The organism is Kitasatospora sp. NPDC056651, assembly GCF_042792155.1.
Taxonomy (GTDB): domain Bacteria; phylum Actinomycetota; class Actinomycetes; order Streptomycetales; family Streptomycetaceae; genus Kitasatospora.
On sequence record NZ_JBHTWX010000059.1, the window covers coordinates 28,533 to 52,576 of the forward strand.

23 protein-coding genes are annotated in these 24,044 nt (G+C 72.8%); 5 read left to right on the forward strand and 18 right to left on the reverse strand.

The annotated features are described in order from the left end of the window. Nucleotides 1–4: 4 nt before the first annotated feature. From ACFRAR_RS22605 to ACFRAR_RS22635, 7 genes are read right to left on the reverse strand one after another with little or no spacing between them, the layout of a single operon-like run. The gene (locus ACFRAR_RS22605) at nt 5–682 is read right to left on the reverse strand and encodes a TetR/AcrR family transcriptional regulator (protein WP_380699935.1); all 678 of its coding nucleotides are present in this window, start codon (nt 680–682) and stop codon (nt 5–7) included. Between the two features lie 27 nt (nt 683–709). Then, entirely contained in the window at nt 710–1,555 is an 846-nt protein-coding gene (locus ACFRAR_RS22610) for a fumarylacetoacetate hydrolase family protein (protein ID WP_380699936.1), read from the reverse strand. A 13-nt stretch (nt 1,556–1,568) separates the two neighbouring features. Continuing rightward, the gene (locus tag ACFRAR_RS22615) at nt 1,569–2,504 is read right to left on the reverse strand and encodes a 3,4-dihydroxyphenylacetate 2,3-dioxygenase (RefSeq protein WP_380699937.1); all 936 of its coding nucleotides are present in this window, start codon (nt 2,502–2,504) and stop codon (nt 1,569–1,571) included. After that, complete coding sequence (locus ACFRAR_RS22620) at nt 2,497–3,960, reverse strand: aldehyde dehydrogenase (RefSeq protein WP_380699938.1); 1,464 nt, start codon at nt 3,958–3,960, stop codon at nt 2,497–2,499. Before ACFRAR_RS22620 ends, ACFRAR_RS22615 begins: the two co-directional genes overlap by 8 nt. Nucleotides 3,961–4,015: 55 nt before the next feature. Beyond that, on the reverse strand, nt 4,016–4,822 hold the full coding sequence (locus ACFRAR_RS22625; RefSeq protein ID WP_380699939.1) for an acetoacetate decarboxylase family protein: 807 nt from the start codon (nt 4,820–4,822) through the stop codon (nt 4,016–4,018). A gap of 11 nt (nt 4,823–4,833) precedes the next feature. Next, nucleotides 4,834–6,057, reverse strand: coding sequence for an NAD(P)/FAD-dependent oxidoreductase (locus tag ACFRAR_RS22630; protein WP_380699940.1), 1,224 nt, complete (start codon nt 6,055–6,057; stop codon nt 4,834–4,836). Between the two features lie 3 nt (nt 6,058–6,060). After that, complete coding sequence (locus ACFRAR_RS22635; RefSeq protein WP_316528019.1) at nt 6,061–6,249, reverse strand: ferredoxin; 189 nt, start codon at nt 6,247–6,249, stop codon at nt 6,061–6,063. 348 nt (nt 6,250–6,597) lie between these two features. Between ACFRAR_RS22635 and ACFRAR_RS22640 the strand changes: the two genes are divergently transcribed. Then, the gene (locus ACFRAR_RS22640) at nt 6,598–7,953 is read left to right on the forward strand and encodes a glutamine synthetase family protein (protein WP_380699941.1); all 1,356 of its coding nucleotides are present in this window, start codon (nt 6,598–6,600) and stop codon (nt 7,951–7,953) included. A 17-nt stretch (nt 7,954–7,970) separates the two neighbouring features. Then, on the forward strand, nt 7,971–9,266 hold the full coding sequence (locus ACFRAR_RS22645) for a cytochrome P450 (protein WP_380699942.1): 1,296 nt from the start codon (nt 7,971–7,973) through the stop codon (nt 9,264–9,266). A gap of 126 nt (nt 9,267–9,392) precedes the next feature. On the opposite strand, the gene ACFRAR_RS22650 is transcribed toward ACFRAR_RS22645, so the two are convergent. The 11 genes from ACFRAR_RS22650 to ACFRAR_RS22700 form a co-directional block, all read right to left on the reverse strand. After that, a complete protein-coding gene (locus ACFRAR_RS22650) occupies nt 9,393–10,853 on the reverse strand; it encodes a BTAD domain-containing putative transcriptional regulator (RefSeq protein WP_380699943.1) in 1,461 nt (486 codons plus the stop codon). Between the two features lie 41 nt (nt 10,854–10,894). Continuing rightward, the gene (locus ACFRAR_RS22655; protein WP_380699944.1) at nt 10,895–11,704 is read right to left on the reverse strand and encodes an aldo/keto reductase; all 810 of its coding nucleotides are present in this window, start codon (nt 11,702–11,704) and stop codon (nt 10,895–10,897) included. A 251-nt stretch (nt 11,705–11,955) separates the two neighbouring features. Further along, a complete protein-coding gene (locus tag ACFRAR_RS22660; protein ID WP_380699945.1) occupies nt 11,956–12,750 on the reverse strand; it encodes an amidohydrolase family protein in 795 nt (264 codons plus the stop codon). Between the two features lie 45 nt (nt 12,751–12,795). After that, complete coding sequence (locus ACFRAR_RS22665) at nt 12,796–14,994, reverse strand: prenyltransferase/squalene oxidase repeat-containing protein (RefSeq protein ID WP_380699946.1); 2,199 nt, start codon at nt 14,992–14,994, stop codon at nt 12,796–12,798. A 19-nt stretch (nt 14,995–15,013) separates the two neighbouring features. Further along, nucleotides 15,014–15,517, reverse strand: coding sequence for a hypothetical protein (locus ACFRAR_RS22670; protein ID WP_380699947.1), 504 nt, complete (start codon nt 15,515–15,517; stop codon nt 15,014–15,016). Next, on the reverse strand, nt 15,517–16,749 hold the full coding sequence (locus ACFRAR_RS22675; protein ID WP_380699948.1) for a hypothetical protein: 1,233 nt from the start codon (nt 16,747–16,749) through the stop codon (nt 15,517–15,519). Before ACFRAR_RS22675 ends, ACFRAR_RS22670 begins: the two co-directional genes overlap by 1 nt. Next, entirely contained in the window at nt 16,746–17,696 is a 951-nt protein-coding gene (locus ACFRAR_RS22680) for a DapH/DapD/GlmU-related protein (protein ID WP_380699949.1), read from the reverse strand. Before ACFRAR_RS22680 ends, ACFRAR_RS22675 begins: the two co-directional genes overlap by 4 nt. Then, nucleotides 17,693–18,562 carry a glucose-1-phosphate thymidylyltransferase RfbA gene (gene rfbA, locus ACFRAR_RS22685; protein ID WP_380699950.1) on the reverse strand — a complete coding sequence of 290 codons (870 nt, stop codon included), beginning with the start codon at nt 18,560–18,562 and terminating at the stop codon, nt 17,693–17,695. The genes ACFRAR_RS22680 and rfbA overlap by 4 nt, the downstream gene beginning before the upstream one ends. Before the next feature lie 138 nt (nt 18,563–18,700). After that, nucleotides 18,701–19,675: a dTDP-glucose 4,6-dehydratase gene (gene rfbB, locus ACFRAR_RS22690; RefSeq protein WP_380699951.1), complete on the reverse strand. Its 975-nt coding sequence runs from the start codon at nt 19,673–19,675 to the stop codon at nt 18,701–18,703. A 268-nt stretch (nt 19,676–19,943) separates the two neighbouring features. Further along, nucleotides 19,944–20,531, reverse strand: a complete 588-nt coding sequence (locus ACFRAR_RS22695) for a nuclear transport factor 2 family protein (protein WP_380699952.1) — start codon at nt 20,529–20,531, stop codon at nt 19,944–19,946. Nucleotides 20,532–20,924: 393 nt separating this feature from the next. Then, on the reverse strand, nt 20,925–21,518 hold the full coding sequence (locus tag ACFRAR_RS22700) for a TetR/AcrR family transcriptional regulator (protein ID WP_380699953.1): 594 nt from the start codon (nt 21,516–21,518) through the stop codon (nt 20,925–20,927). A gap of 350 nt (nt 21,519–21,868) precedes the next feature. On the opposite strand from ACFRAR_RS22700, the gene ACFRAR_RS22705 reads away from it, so the two are divergent. From ACFRAR_RS22705 to ACFRAR_RS22715, 3 genes are read left to right on the forward strand one after another with little or no spacing between them, the layout of a single operon-like run. Continuing rightward, on the forward strand, nt 21,869–23,098 hold the full coding sequence (locus tag ACFRAR_RS22705) for an MFS transporter (protein WP_380699954.1): 1,230 nt from the start codon (nt 21,869–21,871) through the stop codon (nt 23,096–23,098). A gap of 31 nt (nt 23,099–23,129) precedes the next feature. After that, nucleotides 23,130–23,603 (forward strand): ArsR/SmtB family transcription factor, encoded by a 474-nt coding sequence (locus ACFRAR_RS22710; RefSeq protein ID WP_380699955.1) that lies wholly within the window; start codon nt 23,130–23,132, stop codon nt 23,601–23,603. Further along, a complete protein-coding gene (locus tag ACFRAR_RS22715; protein WP_380699956.1) occupies nt 23,603–23,992 on the forward strand; it encodes a nuclear transport factor 2 family protein in 390 nt (129 codons plus the stop codon). Before ACFRAR_RS22710 ends, ACFRAR_RS22715 begins: the two co-directional genes overlap by 1 nt. Nucleotides 23,993–24,044 lie beyond the last annotated feature (52 nt).

The following is a 24,044-nucleotide window of genomic DNA, read 5'->3' on the forward strand; positions in this document are numbered from 1 at the left end:
CCGGTCAGCGGCCGTTCGGCTCCGCCGCCAGCCGGGCCAGCAGGCCCCGGAGCTCGGCCAGCGCCTCCTCGGTGGCCTCGCGCTCGCCGAACACCAGCTGGTGCAGCACCAGGCCCTCCAGCGCGGCGAACACCAGTCGCGAGGTGCCGTTGCTGACCGGGCCGGGCAGGATCCGGCCCAGCTCGCGCCGGCTGGCCTCGAAGTACTCCTCGTACAGGCCGCGCAGGTGCGGCAGCAGCTCCGGCCGGCGCCGCGCCTCCAGCAGCAACTCGTACTGGAAGACCTGGAGTTCCGGTCCGCTGTCGACCATGTCGGCCAGGCCGGCGGAGAAGTCGGCCGGGCTGCCGGTGCCGGCGCCGAGCGCGCTGGCGCTCAGCGAGGAGTGGACGGCGTGGGCGACGGCCTCCTCGATCAGCGCGTCGCGCGAACCGAAGTGGTGCACCACGAGCCCGTGGGTGACCCCGGCCTCCTGGGCGACGGCCCGGTAGGTGAGCTGCCGCAGACCGCCCCGGGCCACCACGCGCACGGCGGCGTCCAGCAGGGCCGTCCGGCCCGTCCCGTAGTTCGTGACGCGCTTGCGGGCGCCGCGCTCGCGGACGGGCCGGACGGCTTCGACCGCGTCGGAGGCGCTGTCGGCCGCCAAGGGCTCCTGGTCGTTCACGCGTTCGACGGGGTCGGTCATGGTGGCGACCCTACCGGGGCCCATCGGTCAGCGCTTCGGCGGCCGGATGCCCCGGAACTCCCAGTCGCCGCCGAGGGCGGTGGACAGGACCTCCTCCGACTCCGTGGGCTGCGCCCCCACGTCGGTGCGCACCGGGGTCGGACCGGTCACGACGCGGTTGGTGAGCCGGCCGAGCCCCTCGACCTCCACCTCGACGACGTCCCCGGGCTGCACCGGACGGGAGTTGGCCGGGGTGCCGGACAGCAGCACGTCGCCGGGGTACAGGGTGATGGTGCGGGCGATGTCGGCGACCAGGTAGTGCATGTCCCAGGTCATCTCGTCGGTGGAGCCGTCCTGGACGACCTCGCCGTTGACGTAGGTGCGCAGCCGCTTGCCGCGGAAGTCCCAGTCGGTGACCAGCCCGGGGCCGAGCGGGCACAGCGTGTCGGAGCCCTTGACCCGGAGCATCGAGCCGGCGTCGGTGTCCCGGAAGTCGTGCAGGCCGTAGTCGTTGGCCACGGTGTAGCCGGCGATGTGGTCGCCCGCCTCGGCCGGGGAGATGTTGCGGGTGGTGCGGCCGATGACGATGGCGACCTCGCCCTCGTAGTTGAGCCACTTGCACCCCTCGGGGCGGACGATCGCGCCCCGGTGGGAGTTGAGCGAGGAGGTCGGCTTGTGGAAGTACGTGGGGGTGTCGGGCAGCCCGATCCGGAACTCGTCCACCCGGCTGCGGTGGTTGAGGTGGACGGCGATCACCTTCGACGGCACGACGGGCGGCAGGTGGTGGGCGTCCTCGATCGCGACGCGGCGGCCGTCGCCGGCGACCAGGTCGTCGCCCTCGCGCACGGTCTCCACGGCGGCGCCGTCGAGCAGGATGCGGCGGTACTCGGGCATGGCGGGGGCCTTTCTAGCTGAGGCTGTGGGGGTTGCGGGGGCCGGAGGCGGCGGGCAGTCCGGCGCCCGTCCAGCCGTTCTCGGGGCGGTCGAACCAGAGGTGGACCTGGCCGGTGCCGATGGAGTTCTCGTACTCGCCGTACTGGCGGGCCTTCGCGACGCAGGCCTGCTCGCCGAGGGCGCCGGCCATCATCAGGTAGTGGAAGAACCGGGCCTCGGGCTTGTACGTCCAGAACTCGTCCATGGTGTCGAGGACCTTGTCGTGGCGGCCCTCCCTGAACCAGGCGATCCGCTCCTCGTCGGCGGCGCGCGCCTGCGGGGTGAAGATGTGCGACGGGTCGCCGGACTCGTGGTCGCGCAGCTCGCGCAGCGGCCAGAAGGTGTGGGACAGCGCGCCGGAGGCGATCAGCAGCACCCGGCGGCCGGGGGTGGCGGCGATGCCGTCGGCCAGGGCCCGGCCGAGGCGCAGGTGGTCCTCCATGTCGCCGGTCTGGCAGACGCCGATGGTCACCCAGCGCTTGTCCGCCAGCCCCTCGCCGAGGAACTTCCACAGGTTGATCGTGGCGTAGTAGACCGGCAGGTAGGCGTCGTCGATCGGGGTGATCCAGGTGCCGTGCCGGTCGGCGAACCCGGCGATGTTGCGGGCGAGTTCGGGATCGCCGGGGTAGTCGTACGGCATCCGGCACATGCCGCGCGGCAGTTCCTCGGAGGTGAACAGGCCGGCCCGGCGGTGCTGGGCGGTGACCACGAACTCGACGGTGGTCGCCCAGTGGGAGTCCAGGACCACGACGGTGTCGTAGTCGTCGCGCGCGAAGACGTCCTCGCGCAGCTGCCGCAGACCGGTGACCAGGGTGATCTCCCTGCCCTCGTTCAGCTGGAGCCTGGTCTCCTCGGGCAGCACGATGGTGGGGACGTGGGCGAGCAGGCCCGCGCCGACGATCTCACCCATGGTCCGCCCATCCCTTCGGCGCGGTGACGGTGTTCTTGACGTCGCAGTAGAAGTCGAAGCTCCAGGTGCCGCCCTCGCGGCCGACGCCCGAGTGGCGGGAACCGCCGAACGGGGCCCGGAGGTCCCGGACGAAGAAGCAGTTGACCCAGACGGTGCCCGCCACCAGCCGCTCGGTGACGCGCCGGGCGCGGTCCCGGTCGCCGGTGGCGACGGTGGCGGCCAGACCGAAGCGGGTGTCGTTGGCCAGCCGGACGGCCTCCTCCTCGTCGCGGAAGGTCTGGAGGGTCAGGACGGGGCCGAAGACCTCCTCCTGGACGATCTCCGAGTCCTGGGCGACGCCGGTGAGCAGGGTCGGCGCGTAGTACCGGCCCTCCAGGCGCTTGCCGCCGATCTCGGCGGTGGCACCGGCCGCGAGGGCCCGCTGTACGAAGCCGTCGATCTTCTCCAGCTGGCGGGGGTGGATGTTCGGGCCGATCCCGGTGGCCTCGTCGCGCGGGTCGCCCTGCACGATGCGGGAGGCCTTCTCGACGAAGCGGCGGGTGAACTCCTCGGCGACCGTCTCCTCGACCAGGAGGCGGGTGGCGGCCAGGCAGACCTGGCCGGCGTTGTCGTACTGCTCCACCGCGAGGTCGACGGCGAGGTCGAGGTCGGCGTCGGCGAAGACCAGCAGCGGGGACTTGCCGCCCAGTTCGAGGCTGAGCGGGGTCAGGTTGGCGGCGGCCGAGGCGGCGATGTGCCTGGCGGTCGGCACCGAGCCGGTGAAGCTGATCCGCCGCACGTCGGGGTGCGCGGTGAGGGCGTCGCCGACCTCGGAGCCCAGGCCCTGCACCACGTTGAGGACGCCGGCCGGCAGCCCCGCCTCGGCGGCGACGTCGGCGAGCAGCGAGGCGGTCAGCGGCGACCACTCGGCGGGCTTGAGGACGACCGTGTTCCCGGCCGCCAGCGCCGGGGCGACCTTCCAGGTGGCCAGCATCAGCGGCGCGTTCCACGGGGTGATCAGCACGCAGGGGCCGGCCGGGTCCCAGCTGACGCGGTTGGCGTGGCCGCGGGTGTCGAAGTCCTCGTGGGCGAGCTCCAGCAGCCAGTCGGCGAAGAACCGGAAGTTGTGCGCGACCCGGGGCATCACGCCGCGGCGGTGCGAGCGCAGCAGGGCGCCGTTGTCGGCCGTCTCCACGACGGCCAGGTCCTCCAGCCGGCGCTCCACGCCGTCGGCGATCGCGTGCAGCAGGCGGGCCCGCTCCTCGCGCGGGGTGGCGGCCCAGCCGGGGAAGGCCGCCTTGGCGGCGGCGACCGCCGCCCCGGCCTCGGCCGCGGTGCCCCGGGCGATCTCGCCGAGGACGGCGCCGTCGATGGGCGAGACGTCGGTGAAGGTCCCGGCGGAGGCGACGCGCTCGCCGCCGATCCAGTGCCGGGTGTCGACGGCGACGCCGGCGACGGTGGTGGTGTGGTCGCTCATGACCTGGGGCTCCTCGTGCGTCCTCGGAAGGGGCGGGGGCGGGTTCGGCGGGGGTTCACTCGGCGCCGGTCGTGCGGGAGGCGAGCAGCCTGCCGCCGTCCCACACCACCCCGACCTGCCGGTAGTAGGCGGCGATCGGCTCGCGGACCTCCAGGCGGGCCAGCTCCTCGGTGGGCGACTCGAACAGCTCCAGGTCGGCGTCCCCGACCCACGGAGTGCCGGCCTCGAAGGAGGAGGCGCCGGAGGCGACCAGCTCGTCCAGGGCGAGGCCCCCGCCCTTCTCGATCGAGGGCAGCCAGCGGTGGTGGGCCATCGGGTGGCCGTTGACGAAGCCGTTGGTCCCGGACGGCTCGCGCAGGGTGACGACGGCCTGGGCCAGGCGGCGGTCCGCGGCGGCGAGGGTGGCGCCGAAGCGGGCGCCGGCCTCGATGCGCGGGGCGGGACCGTACGGGTGGGGGCGGGTCTGGTGGATGGAGCCGAGCTTCTTCGGGTAGCCCTGGTGCAGTCCGCGGGCGATGGCGAAGTCCTTGTCGACCCAGATGTACACGCAGCGGCTGTACGTCTGCCCCCGGAACTTGCAGCGGACGACGGCGAACGCCTCCTTGTACTGGGCGAGCACCGGGTCGATCAGCTCCTGCCCGGAGGCGGAGCAGGACTGCCAGTCGGCCCAGATCAGCGCGACGGCGCCCGGGTCCTCGTCGGCGAGCTCCAGCGGTTCGGGCAGCAGCTCGCGCACCCGGGCCGGGTCGGTGCGGTACTCGATGGTCAGCAGGTCGCCGGAGTAGCGCCACGGCGGCGAGGGGATCAGCGAGGAGGCGCCGGTCGCCGTCTTGGGGTGGAAGTATCCACGGACACTGGCCACTTGGGGGTTCCTTACGCGGTGGGGGCGGGTTGCGGGGGAGCGGGCTGCCGGAGCAGTTCGGCGCGGTGGCGGGCGGCGGCGGCCGCGGCGCTCTGGCCGCCCAGGGAGACGACGCCGACGAGCAGGCCGTCCCGGTGGTAGCCGACCAGGACGTCGCCGTCGAGGTCGCCCTCCAGGACGCGCACGTCCTCCCGGCCGAGGGCGGGGGAGCCGAAGGACTGGAGCCGGAAGTCGTGCTGGTCGCTCCAGAAGGTCGGCAGCGGGGCGAACGGCTCCAGGCCGTGGTCGGTGCCGGTGAGGTGGGCGGTGAGCACCCGGGCGGCGTGTTTGGCCGTGTCGGTGGGGATGGACCAGTGCTCGACGCGGCGCGGGACGCCGTCGTAGCGGGCGTTGGGGAAGCGGGCGACGTCACCGACGGCGATCACCTCGGGGCGTCCGCCGGCCCGCAGGTGCTCGTCCGTGAGCACGCCGTCGGTCAGGTCCAGGCCGTTGCCCTCCAGCCACTCGGTGTTGGCGACGGAGCCGACCGACTCCACCACCACGTCCGCGGGCAGGACCCGGCCGTCGGCCAGGGCGACCCCGGTGACCGCGTCCTCGCCCTCGAAGCCGGTCACCCCGGTGCCGAGCGCGAAGCGCACGCCCCGGCGCTCGTGGCGGGTGAGCAGCGCGCCGGCCAGCAACTCGCCGAGCGGGCCGGCCATGGGCAGCGGCATCGGGTCGACCACGGTGACCTCGGCGGCACCGAGGGCCACCGCGGTGGCGGCCACCTCGCAGCCGATGAAGCCGGCGCCGACCACGACCACGCGCACGCCCGGGCGGGTCAGCGCCTCGCGCAGGCCCCGGGCGTCGGCCAGGGTGCGGACGGTGTGCCGGCCGGCCACCGGCCCGGGGCAGCGCAGCCGCCGGGGCCGCATGCCGGTGGCCACCACGAGGCCGCGGTAGGGCAGGGTCCCGCCGTCCGACAGTTCGACCGTCCGGCCGTCGAGGTCGGCCCGGGCGACGGCGGTGCCCAGGCGCCACTCGACGTCGGCGACGGCGGCCCGGGGCCGGAAGGCGAGCGACTCGAAGGTCGCCTTGCCGGCCAGGACCTCCTTGGAGAGCGGCGGCCGGTTGTAGGGCATGTGGGGCTCGTCCCCGACGAGGGTGATCGGCCCGTCCCAGCCGGCGGCGCGCAGCTGTTCGGCGGCGCGCAGGCCGGCCATGGAGGCGCCGGCCACGACGATGGGTGCGGTCACGGCTCAGTCCTCGATCCGGATGGCCTGGAGCGGGCAGACGTCGGCGGCCTCCTCGACGTCGGCGCGCAGCGCCTCGTCGGGGTCGGCGACGTAGGCGAGGCGCCCGTCGTCGTCGAAGCGGAAGACGTCGGGGGCGGCGAAGACGCACTGGCCGTGGTCCTGGCACTTGTTCATGTCGACGACGACCTGCATGGCCGGTCCTCCTGGTGCGGTGGGGGAACGTCGGAAGAGGGAGGAGAGGGGGCGCGGGCCCGCTGGGGCCGGGTCCCGGCCGGGGGCGGCGTACGCCGAGCGGCGGTCGCGGCCGCCAAAACGTTTGATGTCAAATAACGTAGGAGTGAGCAGCCCCCGGGTCAATAGCTATCCAGATGGATAAATTTGTGTGTCGCACCCCTTGCGGGAGGGTGACCCGCGTCCTTACCGTTTGCCACCAGTGAGCGAGCGGCATCCTGCATCCCCACGCAGTCCGAAGCCGCCGCGTTTCCTTCCCCCCGTGCCGCGAGTGCGGGGAGGCGCCCCCACTTCCCCCAGGAGACACCGGTGAGCGCATCCACCACCCCACCCGTCCGCCACCACCAGGAGCGGCTGGCCGCCGAGGGCATCGACGTGGTCCGGGTGACCTATCCCGACCTCATCGGCACCGAGCGGGCCCGGGACGTGCTGCTGGACCACCTGCCCTCGGCCTGCGACCACGGCCTCGCCTTCTGCCGGGCCGTCTACCACACCAGCCCCCAGGGCGACGTCGTCCCCGTCCCCGGCGGCCTGGACGCCGGCCTGCCCGACATCTGCGTGCGCCCCGACCTGGACACCCTGACCGCCCTGCCCTGGGAGCCCGGAGTCGCCACCTGCCTCGGCGACGTCACCGACCCGGCCACCGGACGGCCCGCCCCCGAATCCCCCCGCGACCTGCTGCGCGGCGTCGTCGAGCGCTGCCGGCAGTACGGCCTGCACCCGGTCGTCGGACCGGAGTTGGAGTACTTCCTGTGCGAGGAGGCGCCCGGCACGGAGCGCGGCTGGCGCCGCTACAGCGAAGCCGCCGGCGTCGTCTACACCGCGGGGCTGCGCGCCGACGGCGACAACCACCTGCTGCGCACCCTGCGCCTCCTGCGCGACCTGGAGATCGGCGTCACCAGCGGCAACCACGAGTTCGACGGCTCCCAGTTCGAGATCAACCTGACCCACTCGGACGCCATGTCGGCCGCGGACCGGGCCTTCCGCTTCAAGTCCGCCGTCAAGGAACTCGCCCGCAAGGAAGGCCGGTTGGCCACCTTCATGGCCAAGCCCTTCCAGGGCTCGGGCGGCTCGGGCTTCCACCTCCACCTGTCCTGCGTGGACGAGGCGGGCGACAACGTCTTCGCGGACCCGGCCGCGCCGTACGGGCTGAGCGCCACCGCCCGCCACGCCGTGGCCGGCGTCCTCGCCCACGCCCCGGCGCTCGCCGCGCTGGCCAACCCGACCGTCAACTCCTACAAGCGGTTCGGCCCCGACACCCTCGCGCCCTGGCTGATCGACTGGGGGCTGGACAACCGCAGCGCCATGGTCCGCATCCCGCCGGAGCGCGGCTCCGGCAGCCGCTTCGAACTGCGGCTGGGGGACGCCAGCGCCAACCCCTACCTGCTGATCGCCGGCACCCTCGCGGCGGCGCTGCTGGGCGTCGTCGCCGGGGACGAGCCGGCCGCCCCGCTGGAGGGCTACGGCTACGACCCCGCCAGGTCCGCCGTGCTGCCGGCCTCGCTGCCCGCCGCCCTCGACGCGCTGGAGGCGGACACCGCCCTGACCGAGGTGCTCGGCGGGGACTTCACCACCGCCTACCTCTCGTACAAGCGCGACGAGGTCGCGCGCTTCCATCGGCACATCACCGACTGGGAGTTCACCGAGTACGCCTACCACCTGTGAACGCCGAGGAGCGACCCATGACCACCGTGCCCACCACGCCCGCCTCCGGCGCCGTCCACGAGCCGATGCCCCTGGACCAGGTGAACCTGGCCGATCTCGACAACTTCACCGACGGCGTCACCCCGTGGCGGATGTTCCACACCCTGCGCCACGAGGCCCCGGTCCACTGGCAGGAGGAGGACGCGCCCAACTCCGGCTTCTGGTCGGTCACCCGGCACGCCGACATCGCCCGGGTCGATCGGGACGCCGAGACCTTCACCTCCACGAGGTTCGTGAACCTGGAGGAGGTCGACGACGACCAGATCAAGAAGCGCGCCTCGATCCTGGAGCTGGACGGCGTCCGCCACCGGGCCATGCGCAGCCTGCTCCAGCGCCAGTTCGGCGCGAGCGTGATCAACAGCTACGCCGACTTCCTGCGCGGCCTGACCGCCAGCACGCTGGACGCCGCGCTGGCCAAGGGCACCTTCGACTTCGTCAAGGAGGTCTCCGCCGACTTCCCGATCAACGTCCTCGCCCGCCTCCTGGACGTGCCGCCGGAGGACAACCAGCAGCTCATCGACTGGGGCAACCGGATCATCGGCAACACCGACCCGGACTACGCCGACGTCCTGCTGCACAGCGAGGAGAGCGAGAAGTACCGCGACCTGCCGTTCCGTTCGCCCGCCTCGCTGGAGGTCTTCGAGTACGGCCGCGAACTCGCCCGGCAGCGGCGCGGCGGCGACGGCACCGACCTGATCTCCCGGCTGGTCAACGAGACCCCGCGGGACGGGGTGCCGCTGTCGGCGCAGGACTTCGACAACTACTTCCTGCTCCTGGTCGTGGCCGGCAACGAGACCACCCGGCACACCATCAGCCACTCGATGCTGGCGCTGCTCCAGCACCCCGAGCAGCTGGCCCGCCTCCAGGCGGACCCGTCGCTGATCCCCGGCGCGGTGGAGGAGTTCCTGCGCTGGGCCTCGCCCGTCTACCACTTCCGCCGCACGGCCACCCGGGACGTCGAGCTCGGCGGCAAGCGGATCAGGGAGGGCGAGAAGGTCGTCATGTGGTTCGCCTCCGGCAACCGGGACGAGGAGGTCTTCGGCAACCCCTACGACTTCGACGTCACCCGCACGGACAACGACCACGTCACGTTCGGCAAGGGCAGCCCGCACCTGTGCCTGGGCAACCTGCTGGCGCGCACCGAGATCCGGATCATGTTCGAGGAGCTGATCCCGCGCCTGGCGGGCATCAGGCTGGCCGGCGAGGTCCCGCGGGTGCGCTCCAACTTCGTGAACGGCATCAAGAAGCTGCCGGTCGAGGTCACCCTCGCCTGACGGCCGCTGCGGCGGGGCGGGTCCGGGGCGGGGCGGGTCCGGCAGGGCAGGTGTTCTCCTCGTCCGGTGGGAGACGAGGAGGACGTCGGCCGGGTCTCGTCCGGCGCCGGCCCTGCTGCGGGTGGGTCAGAAGACGACGTGACCCCGGGAGGGGACGAGGAGGATGACGCGCAGGTCCGGGTTCCCGTCGGCGGTCAGCAGGTGGGAGACCACCTGGACGGGGGCCGGGCTGATGTGGCCGAGGTTGAGGGTGAACCGGTGGTTCTCCCAGGTCTCCGCCTCGACGGCCTCCGCCAGGAGCGCGGAGTCCCGGCCGTGCTGCTCCTTGAAGCCGTTCAGGACGGCGCGCAGGAACGGATCGTCGGGCCGGTGGGACAGCGCGAGCTTCAACATGCCGACGTAGCGCCGGGCGTGGACGTCCCAGCCGTGCAGGGTCGCCCGGGCCGAGGGGTCGGTCAGCGCCCAGGAGACGATGTTGGCCCGCTCCTCGGCGAGCGAGGGGAACCAGCGCGCCATGGCGTGGTTGCGGTGCAGCACGTTCCAGCGGGAGTCCATCACGAAGCCCGGGTTGGGCTCCTGGCCGCGCAGCAGGTCCTTGATCCAGCCGGGCGGCCGCGGCCGGAGCCGCTCGGCCGGCTGGAGTCGCTCGGCCGGGCGGCGCTGCGCCGGGACCGGGAACCGGGCGGCGGGCGGCGCGGGCGGCTGGGCGGCCGGGGCGGGGGCGAGGGTGTTCGCGGTGGCCTGCAGGGTGCGGTAGAGGGCCTCCAGCTGCGGTGAGGGGCGCACGCCCAGCGAGTTGGAGAGGATCTTGCGCAGGTTGTTGAACTCGTCCATCGCCTCCAGCACCCGGCCGGAGCCCGCCAGGGTGGTCATCAGGATCTCCCACAGCCGCTCCTGCAACGGCCGCTGGGCGACCTCGCGGCGCAGCCGGGTGATCACCGCGGGGGCGCCGAGGTCCTTGACGGCCAGCCGGCACCAGGCTTCCAGCGCGGCGTCCCGCTCCTCGTGCAGGGAGACCGACTCGGTGGCGAAGGGGTGCCCCTCCAGGCCGTCCAGGGCCGGCCCGCGCCAGAGGTCCAGGGCGTCGGAGAGCTGTTCCATGGCCGCGTGGTCGTCGCCGTCGTGCAGCAGGGCGCGGGCCTGGCGGATCGCGTCCCGCCACAGCACGACGTCGCTCTGCCGGGCGTTGAGCGTGATGCGGTAGCCGCCCGGCTCGGTGCGGATCAGGTCCTTGCCGCCGGGCAGGCTCTGCCGCAGCTTGGAGATGATCTTGCGGATCTGGTCGATCGCGCTGTCGGGCTCGCTGCCTCCCCAGGTCGACTCGATCAGACGGTGGTTGGGGATCACGTGCGGCGAGGTGAGGACGAGGTGGACCAGCACGCGTCTGGTGGCGTCGCCCCGGATGTGCATCGGCTCTCCGTTGAGCCAGATGGCCGGGGTCCCCAGCAGGCTGACGTGGAAGGCCTCCCGGGCGGCGACACCGGCGACCTTCGGGATGTCGGCGACCGCCGGAGCCGGGGCGGGGCGGGAGTGGTGCTCGGGCGTTTGCGGGTCGATGGTGGCGAACGTGGCGATGGAACCGTTCACGGGTATCGGGCCTATCGTCAGTGGGACGGCGGTGGGCTTGGTCAGCCGAACAGCTCGGTGATCGCGGTGCGTTGACGGTCCGTCAGTTCCAGTGCGGAGCCGGCCGCGATGTTGGCCAGCAGGTGGGCGGGGCTGATCGTGGCGGGCAGGGTGACGTGCACGCGCGGGTCGGACAGCCCCCAGCGCAGCAGGGCCTCGGAGGGCTCGGCGCAGCCGGCCTCGGCCAGCCGGCGGGGGTCGGGCTTCCGGCCGAGCAGGCCCCCCTCGGCGAAGGGGCGCATCACCAGCACGCCCAGGTCCAGTTCGCGGGCCAGCGGCAGGAGGCGCTCCTCGACGTCGCGTTCGCGCGGGTTCAGCGGGATCTGGACGGCGTCGAACACGCCGGTGCGCATGGCCTGTTCGAGCTCGGCCGCGGTGCCGCCGCCGAAGGCGTGGTCGCGCCAGTAGGTCAGGCCCAGCGCGCCGATCCGGCCGCGCTCGCGCTCCCGTTCGAGCCACGGCGCGTGGACCTGCCAGCCGATCAGGTGGTGCAGCTGGAGCAGGTCGACCCGGCCGTCGAAGAGGTCCAGCTGGTGCTCGAACTGGCGGCGGCCGGCGGCCGGGGTGTCGGCCCAGATCTTGGTCGCCACGAAGGCCCGCTGCCGGTCGGCGCCCAGGGCGCGGGCCAGCACTCCTTCGGAGCGCCCGTAGACCGGCGCGGTGTCGAAGACCCGCACCCCGTGGTCCAGCGCCAGCCGGACGATCTCGCGGGCCAGGTGCTCGCGCCCGGCGGGGAGGTCGAAGCGGCGCCAGGTGCCGAGTCCGACGCGGGGCAGGGTGAGGCCGGTGCGTCCGAGTTCACGACCCGGCAACGGGCGTGGGGCTGTGTGGGTTTCGTCAGAGGAGGCCATGTCTCAAGACTTATCCCAATCGGAAGTTTTCATGCAACTAGTTGGTTTAAATAGCGGAGAGTCACGGGCCCGATGACATGCGACGATTCCCGTGACCGCCCGCGCCAGGCCGGGCAAACGTGACCTACATGACAATCGGGGGCGGACCTGAGGGTGTCCCCATCCGCCCCCGATCGAGGGGAATTCGACGGACCGTCAAGTCCGTCCGGTGCTCAGTTCGAAAGGCCGAGCAGCTCCGCGAGGTTCTCGCCCATCACCCGGGCCCGGGCCGCGGCGTCCGGGATCACCCGCTCCACCAGGATGCGGTTGGTGTACATGTCGGCGAACGGGGTGTTGGAGCCGAACAGGCAGCGCTCGGGCACCTCGGCGGCCGCCAGCCGGGGCGCCAGCGAGACGAAGGAGGAGCCCAGGTCCAGGTAGAGGTTGGGGATCTCCTTGACCAGCTCGATGGTCTCCAGCCAGTTCAGGCCGCCCAGCACCCCGATGACCACCGGCACCGACGGGAAGGAGCGGGCGAGCGCAGCGGTGGTCCGGATGTCGCCGGCGGTCTGCGGCGCGAACCCGTGCACCAGCAGCGGCAGCGCCCGGCCGTCCACCGCCGCCTCGTGCACCGCCTGGAACACCGGCTCCAGCCCGGCGGCCCCGTCGGAGCCGAAGGTCAGCTCGCCGACGCCCGCGTACCCGGGCTCCAGGACCTCCTCCTGGAGCGCCTTGGCGGTCTCCTCGTACGGCAGGCCCACCGGCACCTTGCCGAAGGCCACGAAGCGGTCGCCGCCCTCGGCCAGCGCCTCCCGCAGCTCCCGGGTGGGCCGCTCGCGGCCGTCCGCCTCGCCCTGGAGGACCCGGTGCAGGACGGACATCTCCTGCTTGAACGAGGCGATGTCGGTGGAGTGCTCGATGTGCGGCAGGGTCGACAGCAGCACCGCGCGGTCGATGCCCGCCTCGTTCATCGAGGCGATCTGCGCCGAGGTCGGCAGGACGACGTGCTGGTGGCAGTCAAAGATCATCGGAAATGCCCTTCGGGTCGTTGCTGATGGGATGGTGACGGAACATCAGGTCATGATGACGGCCCAGTACGGGTTCAGCTTGCCCTCCAGCATGTGCAGCGCCTGGACCGCGATGAAGCCCTCGTCGGTGGTCTCCGACGGGCCGCCGGGCAGCCGTCCGAAGCCGCCGTCCGCGGACTGGCGGGCGGCGATCCAGCCCCGGCAGGCCGCCGGGTCGGACGGGCCCGAGCCCAGCACGTACAGCGAGGCGATCGCGTGGTACGAGCCGACGAAGCTCTCCGGCCCCGACTGGCGGTAGCGGAAGCCGCCGGCCTCGGTCTGGAGGCCGCGCAGCCAGGCGATGGTCAGCTCGTGGCGCGGCGGCTCCAGGCCGAGCGCGATCAGGGTGTCCACCACCCGGAAGGTGGCGAAGGTGTCCGAGGGGTGGCCGGGCTGGTTGCCGTAGCCGCCGTCCTGGTTCTGGCAGGCGGCGAAGTAGGCGACCAGGTCGGCCTCCCGCTCCGGGCGCCGGCCCAGCGCCAGCAGGGCCAGGACGGCGAGGTTGGAGTGCCAGGCGTCGCCCGGGTAGCCGGGGGCGTTGCCGAAGGCCCCTTCGGCGTGCTGGCAGGCCAGCAGGAACTCGGCGCACTGCTCGGTGTCGTAGTCGCTGCCGCCGAGCACCGTCGCGGTCAGCACCGCGCAGTAGGTGGTGAACGACTCGGAGAGCAGGCCCGGCTGCTCGCCGAAGCCGCCGTCCGGGTTCTGGGTCGCGTAGATGCCCGCCAGCAGCTCGTCGCGGTTGTCGATCGGCTCGTTCAGCGCCATCAGGTCGGAGACCACGTGCAGCACCGAGAAGGTCTGGGCGGTGCGGTCCGAGCGCAGGCCCAGCGGCGCCCGGTACGGGGTCAGCCCGTAACCCAGGCCCGAGGCGGTGGCGTTCAGCCACTCCAGGTAGGCCGGGATGTCGATCAGCCCCTCGGAGAGCGGCTCGCGGGCGACGTAGGACAGGTCGCGCTCCAGCGGCCAGGGCCGCAGGGCGGCCGGCACCGGCACGGTGACCGCGGGCTGCTCCCGGTCGCCCAGCGCGGCCAGCGCCAGCAGCTGGGTGGCGGCGTGCTTCTCGTGGAACGGCACGTAGGCGGTGTTGCCGACCGAGAAGGCGCCGGCCGAACGCGGCGGGACCATGACGTGCCGGGCGAGCGGGACGGTGGCCTCCACCGGGGTGGAGAACCAGCTGCCCTGGCCCTGGAAGACGCCGCCGAGCTCGGTGTCGGTGTAGCGCCACAGCTCGGCGGCGGCCAGCGCGGACAGCTCCTTGGCCCACACGTCGTCGGACAGCTCGGCGACCTTGTCGGCGGCCAGCACCGCCAGCGCGTGGTCGGACATCAGCTTGGCCGGGAAGGGGGACTCGGAGCGGCCGTACTCGGCGCGCAGCGGGTCCACCCGGGTCTGCGAGTCCGCGTCCAGCCGGTCCCACAGGCCGCGGCCGCGGGTGTGCTCGTGGGCGTCCAGCTGGCGCAGCACCGCGCAGGCGCGTTCGAGGGCGCTGCGGTCCGGCGAACCGGCGGCGGTGGCACGCTCGTACAGGGCGCACCAGGCGAGCACGGCCAGCGCGCTGGCGCGCAGCCGGTAGCCGTGGAAGGTGTCGGGCTCGCCGCGCGGAGTCAGCGCCGCCCAGGCGCCGTCGGCGGAGTCGAAGGAGGCCAGCCGCTCGGTGGCCGCCGTCAGGAACGAGGCCCAGAAGGCGTCGCCGTCGTCCAGCGCGTGGGCCGCCAGCACCAGCACGGAGACCTGCTCCAGCAGCACCGCGCCGTCCAGCACCCGGGTGCCGTCGCGGTGCAGGCGGGCCGGCCAGTCGGCGGCGGTGACCGCCTCGGCGAGCGAACGCAGGCCCGCGCGGGCCTCCTCGGCCGGGGCCGGGTCGGCCAGCACGGTGCCCGCCCGGTGCAGCGCCCACCAGGCCAGCGCCTGGACGCCCGGGGTGCGGACGTCGCCGATCGGGTGCGGGGTGCCGGTCACGTCCAGCAGCTCGTGGAAGCCGGCCGCGCCGGCGTCCTCGAAGTCGCGCAGGGCGGTCAGCAGGGTGCGGGTGCGCTCCGGCTCCTCGGCGCGGCCCAGGACCAGCAGGGCCAGCGCCGCGTCCCGCAGGGTGCGGTCGGGTGTGACCTGCTCACCGGCGTCCCGGCCCAGGACGGCCGGGACGTGGCCCCGCTGGTCCAGGAAGTTCCGGGTGAAGAAGGCGCGCAGGGTGGGCGGTCGGGTCATCGGGACTCCTCGGTGAGTGTCAGAGGCTGTCGGGAAGGGGGACGTACCGCGGGTTGAAGCGCTCGTGCACGTAGAGGCGGGCACCGTCCTCGCTGTGGATCAGGTACTCCTTGTAGAGGCACCGCTCGTCGTGGGGGGCCCACCGGTCGCTTCCGCTTCCGAGCAGGCGGCGGTGCTGGAGGGTCCGGGCGGCGCGCAGCCGGTGGCCGAGCGGTGTGGGGTCGTCGGCGGCGGCGGTCCACCCGCGTGGGGGAGCGGGGAAGACCACCAGGTTGCGGCTGACCACGTCGTCCTGGTCGGTGACCAGCGCCGAGTGGCGCTCGATCACGCTGTGCCCGCGGCCCAGACCGAGCGCCGCGACCGCCTGGGGTGGGGCCTGGCGGGCGTCGACGTGGTGCTGGAGCGAGACCGACACCGACAGCGGGCGGTTCAGCATCGCCTCCAGCATCACCGTGGTCGAGCCGTCGCCCGCGAGCAGCATGCGGGCGGCGACGTGCAGGCCGAGGGCCGCGGGCACGGCCATCAGCGGGCGCGGGAGGCGGCCGCCACCAGGTGCCGCGCCGCCAGCTGGGTGCCCGGACCGTTGGGGGCGATCGCGAGCTGTCCGACGGACGGGGCACTGGGATCGGGGCGGCCCGCGAGGAACGGGGCCACCGAGTCGGCGAGTCGGGCGGGGGTGGGCTCGACGTGGGTGGGGAAGCCCAGGTGCTCCAGCCGGCGGGCCGCCTCCACCTCGTGGTACTCGCCGAGGCTGCCGAGCACGAAGACGGTCGGGATCCGCATCGCGGCGACCTCCGTGACGGTGATCCACCCGGGGGCGGACAGCAGCACGTTGGCCTCCCGCAGCAGCGGCATCCACTCCGGCAGGTAGGGCAGCTGGATCACCGACTCGGGGGCCGGCACGGGCTCCCGGCCCAGCAGCACGAACTGGAGGTCGGGGTGGGTCTCGCGGAGCAGCTCGTAGGCCGCCAGGTAGCAGTCGATGACCTTCTGCTTGTTCTCCAGGAACATCGTGGTGCCGCCCACCGAACCGACCATCAGCGGTCCCTCGGGGATCCCGAGGTCGGCCCGGACCTTGGCGCCGTCCGCGGGCGGCGGGACCCGGCGCACCATCGGGCCGGTGAACACCGCGTTGCCGCCGGGGGCGAGCGCCTTGGCCACCGCGGTGCCCTCGTCCAGCTCGGGGACCAGCGGCTTGTCGGTGAGGACCACCTCGGCGTCCCCGACGATCCACTCGAAGCAGGCGTGCAGCGCGTTGCGGCCGTGCCGCAGGTCCTCGGGCTCGATGTCGAAGCCGCCGTCCACCAGGGTCCGGTCGTCCAGCTGGTACAGCGTGAAGTCGTACCGCTCGGTGACCAGGGCGTGGGGGGTGCCGAGGATGGCGGCGGCCATGCTGGCGGACATGTTGTAGTCGCTGACCACCAGGTCCGGCCGCTGGTCCTGGATCAGGGACAGGTACCGCAGGATGCGCTCGCCGTTGACGAAGGCCGGGGCGAGGTAGCCGCCGATGTAGCCGGCCCAGTCCATCCGGCGCCCGAGATTGCTCTTGGTGGCGTAGTCCACCGCCTGGCCCGCCGCGAGGTCCACGACCGTCACCCCGGCCTCGGTGAACATCGGGGTGAAGGTCGCCTGGAGGGAGCCGAGCAGCACGGTCAGCTCGGCGTCGGGGCGCAGCTCGCGGATCTCCCGGGCGAGCGACAGCACGCGCATGTTGTGCCCCGAGCCGGTGGCGGCCGGAGCGAACAGGATCCTCATCGTGAGCTCCTCGGGTCGGAAAGGGTGAGTACTCCTGAGGTGGTGGCGCCGGCCGGGACGTCGGCCACGACGATCGCGCCGTCGGCCACCCGGGCGCGGTCGCCGATCGCGCAGGGGCCGATGACGGTCACGCCGGCGCCGATCCGCGCGTCGGTGCCGATCGAGACCGGGCCGGGCTGCCAGGGCAGCGAGCGGCGGTCGAGGTCGTGGCCGCTGGAGAGGACCTGGAGGTCGGAGCCCAGGACGGTGCGGGCGCCGACCGAGATCCCGCCGCCGCCCTCCAGGACGGCGCGGGCGCCGATCCGCACGCCGCTGCCGAGCCTGATGCCGCCCAGCGGCGACGGCCCGTCGGGACGGCCGAGCGCGATCAGTCCGGCGCCGATCCGCACGTCGCGGCCGCCGTCGAACTCGGCGTCCAGCAGCCCGCCCAGGCCCACCTGCCAGCTCTCCGGCAGGGCGACCTGGCGCAGGCCGCGGCGGCGGACCAGGGCGAGGACCGGCGCGATGTCCGGCAGCCCGTCGTCGGCCGCCGTGCGGCGGCGCAGGAACCGGGCCGGGCGGCCGACCACGATGGTGTCCGCGGGGACGTCCTCGAAGACCTGGGCGCCGGCCGCCACCACCGCGCCCGCGCCCACCTTGACGCCGGGGGCCACCACGGCCCGGGCGGCGATCCAGGCGCCGGCCCCGACGGTGACCCGGGCTCCGCCCGCCGCCCCGATCCGGGCCAGGGAGGCGACCATGGCCCCGGCACCCAGGTCGGCGGCGACGATCTCGCTGCGGAACCCGACGAAGACGCCGGGGGCCAGGGTGCTGTCCTCCAGCCGTGCCTCCTGACGGACCCAGCACCCCGCGTCCACGGCCGAGCCGAGGACCCGGGTGCGGGCCTCGACCAGCGCGGTGGGGTGCGGCGCGGTGTCCTGGCGCGCTGTGCCGCTCAGCGGGCTCATGCGCCGGCCAGCTCTAGCAGGTACTGGCCGTAGCCGGAGGAGGCGGAGAGCCGCTTGCCGGCCAGGGCGAGCTGCTCCCGGTCGATGAAGCCCATCCGGTAGGCGACCTCCTCGATGCAGGAGATCCGGATGCCCTGGCGCTTCTCCAGGATCTGCACGAAGGTCGAGGCCTCCAGCAGGCTGTCGTGGGTGCCGGTGTCGAACCAGGCCGAGCCGCGCCCGAGGTTGACCAGCCGGGCCCGGTTCTCCCGGACGTAGGTCAGGTTGAGGTCGGTGATCTCCAGTTCGCCGCGGGCCGAGGGGGTGAGCCGGGCGGCCCGGTCCACGGCCTCGTTGCGGTACATGTACAGGCCGGTGACGGCCAGGTTGGACTTGGGCCGGGCGGGCTTCTCCTCCAGGCTGACGATCGCGCCCTGCTCGTCGGTCTCGGCCACGCCGTAGCGCTCGGGGTCGCTGACCGGATAGCCGAACAGCGTGCAGCCGTCCAGCCGTTCGACCTCCCGGCGCAGCATGGTCGGCAGCTCGTGGCCGTAGAAGATGTTGTCGCCCAGCACCAGGCAGAGGTCCTCGTCGCCGACGAACTCGCGGCCGATCAACAGGGCCTGGGCCAGGCCGCCGGGGTGCTCCTGCACGGCGTAGCTCAGCTCGATGCCGAGGTCCGCGCCGTCGCCGAGCAGGTCGCGGTAGACGTCGAGGTGTTGCGGGGTGGAGATGAGCAGGATCTCCCGGATCCCGGCGTGCATCAGCACGGAGAGCGGGTAGTAGACCATCGGCTTGTCGTAGACGGGCAGAAGCTGCTTGGAATGGACGCTGGTCAGCGGACGCAGCCGGGTGCCTGACCCGCCGGCGAGGATGATGCCGCGCATGAACTCTTCCCTTCTGCTGCGGAGGCGTGCGTTGGGGTGCTCGTCTTTCACGTCGTACGGCGGTGCGGTGGCGCTGTGGTGTTGTGCTGTGCGGTGTTCTTGGTGGTTCTTCGCGGCCGTTCGTGAACTCGCCGGGGATCAGGAGCCGTTCGCCAGCAGCGGCTGCCACCAGGCGGCGTTGTCGCGGTACCAGGCGACGGTGCTCGCGATGCCCTCCTCGAAGGTGACCTGCGGGCGGTAGCCGAGGCGGCGCAGCTTGCCGTCGTCGAGCGAGTAGCGGCGGTCGTGGCCCTTGCGGTCGGCGACGCCGCGCACCGAGGTCCAGTCCCGGTCCATCGCGCGCAGCAGCACGTCGGTGAGCTCGCGGTTGGTCAACTCCCGTCCGCCGCCGATGTTGTAGACCTCGCCGGGGGCGCCCTGCTCCAGCACCAGCTGGATGCCCCGGCAGTGGTCGTCCACGTGCAGCCAGTCGCGCACGTTCAGGCCGTCGCCGTACAGCGGGACGGTGCCGTCGCCCATCAGCGTGGTGACGAACAGCGGGATGACCTTCTCGGGGAACTGGTACGGGCCGTAGTTGTTGCTGCACCGGGTGATGCTGACGTTCAGGCCGTGGGTGCGGGCGTACGAGCGCACCAGCAGGTCGGCGCTCGCCTTGGCCGCGGCGTAGGGGGAGTTGGGCTCCAGCGGCCACTCCTCGGTCCAGGAGCCCTCGTCGATCGAGCCGTACACCTCGTCGGTGGACACGTGCACGAAGCGGGGCAGGCCCTCCTGGAGGGCGGCGTGCAGCAGGTTGTGCGCGCCCACGATGTTGGTGTGCACGAACTCGGTCGAGTTCCCGATCGAGCGGTCCACGTGGGATTCCGCGGCGAAATTCACCACCGCGTCGACCTCGGAGACCAGCTTGGGCACCAGTGTCTCGTCGGCGATGTCGCCCTGGACGAAACGCAGTCGGCTGTCGGTGGAGACCGGATCCAGATTCCGCAGGTTTCCGGCGTAGGTGAGTTTGTCGAGAACGGTGACCCCGGTCACATCGGAACCGAGGTCGCCGGCGAGCAGGCGGCGGACGTAGTTGCTGCCGATGAATCCGGCACCACCGGTCACCAGGATATGCATGGGAAAGCTCCTCCGGTAGCTGTCGAGAGGGCGAAGGTCCCTGGTGCCGTCCGGGGCGGGGCGCGGCGGCGATGGCGCGCCGGTCGAGGCCCGCGGCAGTTCCTCAGGGGCGAGTCCTATAAAAACAGAAGAACGTTCTTTCGCCCTACCGTCGACCTACCGTCCAGATACCGGGGAATGCGAAAAAGCGGCCGGAAAGTACGAAGCTCCCGCGGGGGCCGCGGGAGCTTCGGGTCGTTCCTCGTGGTGAACGATCAATTGCCGTCCGTCATTTCGGGTCGAGCTGGGCCTGAAAGACGGAGTATTCGAAGTAGGCCGAGCACTCCTTGATCAACCCGGCGGAATCCAGCTGGAAGACGTTGATCCCGGACCAGTTGACCGGGCGGTTGGAGAGCGTCACCGCCGCGCCGCGCCAGGAGACCGCGACGAAGTCGGCGGTGGCGTGGGCGTCGAGCGGGGTGATGCCGAGGAAGGGGCGGAAGTTCGGCAGGATCGAGGCGATCCGGGCCCGGATGGCGGCGCGGCCGGTGATCGGCGGCTGTCCGACCGGGTCGCGGAAGACCGCGTTCACGGCGAAGGCGTCCGCCCAGGCGGCCGCGTCGGCCCGCTGGGAGGCGGCGAAGAACTGGAGCAGCGAGGCCGGCATGGCGGGGAACCCGGCGTAGTGGCCGGGCAGTTGGTGGTGAGTGCGGTCCTGGGCGGCGCCCGGCGCAGCCGGTGTGCTCGGCGCGGAGGGGGCCGCGGCGGCGGCCGGGTGGGCGGCGGTCAGCGTGCCGGTCAGCGCTCCGGCGCCCAGCAGCGCGCCGAAACCGAGGGCCTTGCGCCGCCCGACCAGGGCCTGTTCTGTCGCACTCATGAGGGGACTCACCTGTCTCTCGCTCGATGGACCGGGAACCACGGGGGTCGCCGCTCCCCGGCCGGGCGTCCGCCTGCTGCTGGAATCGGGGCCGGGGGGACCCCGCGGGGGCATCCGGGCAGGTGGGGGCTCGACCCTGTGGTTCCGGGGAGCGGCGAGGGGGCCTCCGGTCGGCGGAACCGCCGGCGCCTCGGGCCCGCTCAAAAGTACGAGCGGTTCCGCTTCGGGACAAGCTTTTCGATGAAGACGAAAGTTCCGACGCCGTCGGCGGTCGCCCGGCGCCGACACGGCGAGGCGCCGCCGGCGGTGGGGTACCGCCGACGGCGCCCGGGGGTCGAGGTCCGTCGGTCCTGCGTCGTTCCGCGTCGGTCCTGCGTCGGTCCTGCGTCGGTCCTACTTCTGGCCGGCGATGGTCACGGCGGCGGCGACGACGGCGGCCTTCACGCGGTCCATGGCGTCCTTCTCCTGACCGACGATCATGCGCCGGACCTGCGGGACTCCCAGCGGCCAGCCCACCAGTCCGGTGAAGATCAGCAGCAGGGCCGGCGCGTCGATCGCGGTGATCTGCTCGGAGGCGGCGGTGCGCACGCTGTTCAGGTCGGCGGCCTTCTGCTGGTAGTGCTCCCGCCGGGACTCCTCGTCGGGAACCGGCCGGTCGCCGTACTCCAGCGCCTCCCACAGCAGCAGGCGGGTCACCTCGGGGTGTTCCTGGTGGTAGGTGAACAGCCGGTCGATGTAGTCGGTGACGTTCACCGTGCCCGCGGCGGTCGGCGGCGGAACGGCGGCCGCCAGCTCGCCCAGAGCCCGCTTCAGGACCGTGGCGAAGAGCGTCTCCTTGTCGCCGAAGTAGAGGTAGATGGCCTGCTTGTTGGCCTGGGCCTCCCGGGCGATCCGGTCGACGCGAGCGCCCGCGACGCCGTACTGGGCGAACTCGGCCAGGGCGGCTTGGTAGATCCGGGTTCGGGTCTGCTCGGAGCGTGAGGTCATGGGCCCATCCTCGGATCTCGGGCGGCGGTGGCAGCGGTCGGGCAGGGGGGATTGATCAGTTTATACCGACCGGCCGGAAAAACCAACCAGTTGAATAAACTATCTGGTTGGTGTAGAAAATTGACCGTGACGCCGCCGGCCGACCGGCTGCCGGATCCGGCAGCACCCTGATCGGCCGTGCGCCCTGCCACGCCCCGGCCACGCCTCGGGGGCCGTCCCTCCCCGGCGTTTCCGGGTGCCGCTCATCCTGCTCACCCCGCTCATCGTGCTCATCCCGCTCGGCCCGTTCACCCCGTTCGGCCTGCTCACCCCATCCGCTTTCCGCATCTCCGCGTGACCAAGGACCTGTCATGACAGACACTCCGGTTCTCCACCGCGACGTCGCGGGGCCGCCCCGCGCCGCCACCGTCCGCCCGCTGCTGTTCCTGGTGATGGCGGTGTGCAGCGGGGCCACCGTCGCCAACGTCTACCTCGCACAGCCCCTGCTGAAGCTGTTCAGCGACAGCCTCGGGGTCCCGCACTCCTCGGCGGGCATCGTCGTCACCTGTGCCCAGTTCGGCTACGCGGCCGGCATCCTGCTGCTGGTCCCGATGGGCGACGTCCGGCGCCGGCGGCCGCTGCTCGGCGTGATGCTGAGCGTCACCGTCGTCTTCCTGCTGCTGGCCGCGGCTTCCCCCGGACTCTGGGTGCTGGCCGCCGCCACCGCCGCGATCGGCGCCGCCACCGTGATCCCGCAGGTGCTGGTGCCGCTGGCCGCCGAACTCGCACCCCCGGAGAAGCGCGGCTCGGTGGTGGCCAACGTCCAGATCGGCCTGATGACCGGCATCGTCGGCTCCCGGGTGATCGGCGGCGCCGTCGGGCAGGCCGCGGGCTGGCGGGCGGTCTACGTGCTGGCCGCCGTGCTGACCGCGGCGACCGGTGCCCTCGCCGTCTACCTGCTGCCCAAGGAGGGCGCGCGCCCGGCGATGAGCTACACCAGCCTGCTGGCCTCGCTGCCCCGGCTGGTGCGCGACGAACCGTCCGTCCGGCACGCCTGTGTGCTGCACGGCGCGCTGTTCGGCGCCTACAGCGCCACCTGGACGACCCTGGTCCTGGTGCTGACGAACGACCACTACGGGTACAGCAGCGCGGTGGCCGGCCTCTTCGGTGTGCTGGGCCTGGCCGGCGCGGTGACCGCGCCCTGGGCCGGGCGCTTCATCGACCGCAAGGGCGCCCAGCCGATCATCATCGCCTCCCTGCTGCTCACCCTGGCCTCGGCCGGTGCCTACGCGCTGGGCGGCACGGTGCTCATCGCCCTCGTGGTGGGCATCGTGCTGGCCAACGTCGGGGTGCAGTGGAGCCAGATCGCCAACCAGGCCAGGATCTTCGCCTACGTCCCCGACGCCCGCAGCCGGGCCAACACCGTCTACATGGTCGCGGTCTTCCTCAGCGGGGCGATCTCGGCGGCGGTGGCCAGCGCCTGCTTCGGCTCCTACGGCTGGGGCGGGGTGTGCGTGGTCCAGGCGGTCCTGACCGCCATCGGCCTGGCGACCGTCCCCCTGATGCGCCGACACGACCGCCTCAACCCGCTGGCTGACTGAAACCGGCTCCCCGGCCGCCAGGAGAGCGAAGATGACCCGCCCCGTCCGTCCCCTCCCGCCCCTCCCGCGGATGGCCCGCCCCGCCCTCGGCGCCCGGGCGGCAGCCGTGGCCGAGTCCGTCGCGCCCGATGAACCGGCCTCCCCGCACGACGAGTTGGCCTCGCTCTTCAAGGCGCTGGGCGACCCGATCCGGCTGCGGATCGTGGCCATCCTGCTCGGCCGGCAGGCCCACGAGGCCTGCGTCGGGGAACTGCTGGACTTCTTCCACCAGTCGGGGCCGACCATCAGCCACCACCTGAAGATCCTGCTCTACTCCGGCCTGCTGACCAGGAGGCGGGAGGGCACCCGGCTCTACTACCGCCTCCGGGCCGACGAGCTGCAGAAGGTCGAGCTGCTGCACCCCCACTCCGCGAGGGTCGGCGCCGACACCCCACCAGACCTGTCCGACGGGCCCGCCGCCCGATCGGCAGCCATCAAGAAGTGCCACCACAGAAAGGCAAGTTGATGACCCTTCCCGCCATGCCCAAGGCCGTCCTGCAGTTCTTCGAGGCCTCCCAGAAGGGCGACGCCGACCGCTGGGCGGACTCCTTCGCCGAGGACGCGCTCTTCCACGACCCGGTGGGCACCGAGCCGATCAAGGGCCGCGAGGCGATCCGGGCGTTCATCAAGTCCGTCATCCCCAACTTCGACCCGTTCCTCGGCCTGACCCCGCTGGAGGCCCACAACGTCGGTGAGTTCACCGCCGTGTCCTGGCACGGCGCGGCCGTCTCCACCGACGGCAAGCCGGTCAACTGGTCCGGGATCAACGTCTACCAGCTGAACAGCGAGGGTCTGATCCAGGAGGCCAAGGCCTACTTCAACCACGCGATCTTCGCGGCGCAGCTCGCCAAGTAGCCGAGCGGCGGCGGGCGGAACCCCCTGAGGCGGGGCTCGTACGGCACGTCCG